The organism is Pseudomonas huaxiensis, assembly GCF_003231275.1.
Lineage (GTDB): Bacteria > Pseudomonadota > Gammaproteobacteria > Pseudomonadales > Pseudomonadaceae > Aquipseudomonas > Aquipseudomonas huaxiensis.
Genome location: NZ_QKVL01000118.1, coordinates 1 through 1,751, shown reverse-complemented (window position 1 = coordinate 1,751; position 1,751 = coordinate 1). Strand labels below are relative to the sequence as shown.

The window sequence follows — 1,751 nt, the reverse complement described above, 5'->3', positions numbered from 1 at the left end:
GAAAACCGTCGATGGGCAACTATCCTAGAGTTCGAATCTCTACGCTTCCGCCACTTTCAAAGCCCTGATTAGTCAGGGCTTTTTGCGTTTTTGGGGCATAGAAAAACTACCCATGGGAACACCCTTGGGAATGGTTTGATTTGTCAGCGCTGACAATACTTTGCTACTTGGTGGGTTTCGCCAAGGCTCCAATTCGACGATAAACCCGCTCGGTAATGTCACCCTTGGTGTGGCCCAGTAGCAGGCTGGCGTGGTCGACATCGGTGATCTCGGAAGCCGCCTTCGGGCGAATGTCGCGGAATTGGAACTGGCTGATTCTGCCGGCCAGCACCTGGTCCCCGGCGGCGACTGCTTCCTTAACTGCTTCCTCCCTGGCGTCGTCCCAGCGATGGCGCAGCATGGGGGCCGTTACCCGTTTGCCACTATCGGTCAGCAGCAGGTATGGCGACCCATGTGGCGCGTTGCGCTCCAGTATTTTCCTGAGCAGGGCGCCAAGGCTGCTCTCCACGCCATCGACCTCGAGCATGATCCGCAGTTTCTTGTGGGTCTTCTGCTGCTTCACGCCGAGAGCCTTGCCCTCAATGTCACTCCTCCTCATCACCAGAACGTCCGCCGGACGCTGGCCAGTCAGATACGCCAGGTCCATAGCGTCCTTTAGTTCACCCACCGCTTTCGCATACACCGCGCTCCAGATTGCGTCATTGGCGTAGAAGTCTCGCGGCACCTCCTTGTTCTTGCGCACGCCCTGACACGGGTTCTCTTTTGTGGTGAGCCCCCATTCTCGGGCGATATTGAAGACGTGCGACAGGGTGGCAATCTGACGGTTTGCGCGTACTGGTGCAGTCCTGGCGTCGTGATACTTCGTCACATGCGCAGGCGTGATCCCGTCGATTGGCGCCTTCTCGAAATAATTGCGCAACTGGCGTATCTCGGCCAGGTTGTCTTTCTCACTTGGGTAGTTCGGAGTGCAGAAGACCAGTTTCAGGTCGGTCAAGTCGATCTCGTGTTCGATAATCCAGTTGAGAAGGTCTTCTTCATCGAAGAAATACTGGCCGCCGTCGTAATGGGTTATTGGGTCGCCGTTCCACAAGCGCCGCGGCATGGCGGCGAACTTGGCTGCATCACCTTCGGTCTGGCAGGCTCGGCACCATCCACGCGTATCGTGAATAGAATGCTCGGGATTCTTCACCCGATTAGCTCGGCGCTCCTGTACAAGGGCGACCTCTAGGCGAATCGCTCACTGCGCTTTTGGGGGAAATTCTCTTGACTCCCTATGAAGTAGTTATTGGTGGCGCTATACCCGTCACTCTGAGCGGTCAGTGATTTTTGTGTGAAGTTTTGATGTAGAAAGTGTGGCCATTGTTGACGCCCACCTGAAAATCTCCCCACCCTATAGAGGTTGGCGTTATCTCTATTTTGAAACTCGGCACGGAGTCGACAATGGCTTTATTGAGCAGGAACTGGATCTTCTTGTTTTTTTCTTTTTCTTTAGTAGCCCTGGGCGTGGCTAGTCACGGTGTGAGTGAGAATCCGCTCGACCCGTTGGAGACTCGAGGTCTTCCTCCCGTGGTTATTTATTTTGTGGCGTTGTGGGTCCCGTCGGTTGTTTCATTGGTCTTCGCAGCCGTTGGCCGATTGACGTGGAGGAAGCTATCTGCGCCTGGAGTGATGCGGGTGCTAGCTCGAGTGCTGTGCTTCATGCCAATGCTTCTGACCTTTTGTGCTATTGCCATAGTTAGTGCGGGATTTGT

At 54.9% G+C, this 1,751-nt stretch carries 2 protein-coding genes; one reads left to right on the top strand and one right to left on the bottom strand.

Going from position 1 to position 1,751, the window contains the following annotated elements; genetic code table 11:
- Positions 1-163: 163 nt before the first annotated feature.
- Complete coding sequence (locus tag DM374_RS32445) at positions 164-1,189, bottom strand: tyrosine-type recombinase/integrase (protein WP_225422685.1); 1,026 nt, start codon at positions 1,187-1,189, stop codon at positions 164-166.
- Positions 1,190-1,440: 251 nt separating this feature from the next.
- On the opposite strand from DM374_RS32445, the gene DM374_RS33950 reads away from it, so the two are divergent.
- Positions 1,441-1,751 (top strand): hypothetical protein (locus tag DM374_RS33950; protein WP_225422683.1); only part of this gene is annotated, 311 nt, incomplete at its 3' end.